1 protein-coding gene is annotated in these 252 nt (G+C 54.8%); it reads left to right on the top strand.

What is annotated here, in order from left to right:
- Nucleotides 1-252 (top strand): hypothetical protein (locus AC0MA3_RS26625; protein WP_474658366.1); only part of this gene is annotated, 252 nt, incomplete at both ends.

Genomic DNA, 252 nt, shown 5'->3' with positions numbered 1-252 from the left:
ACGCTTGAGCGCCATGCAAGTGCAGGCTCTAAATCGGGAGCATTTGGTATTCTCAAGAATATCACCGGAATCAAGGCGGCGGGTAACGATGTCATCATCTCATTGGCGGTGTCCGACGCCGATTTCCCTTATCTGATGGCTGACTATCATCTTGTCATTCAGCCCAATGGCGGAAAGGACAATCCCGCTGAGGGCATTTCTGCAGGCCCCTACAAGATTGCGGTCAATCAGCCGGGTGTGCGGCACGGCGGC

This window comes from Paenibacillus sp. LS-5 (assembly GCF_056121505.1).
Note: the sequence above shows the minus strand (reverse complement) of the source record. Positions and strands in the feature narration are given on the sequence as shown.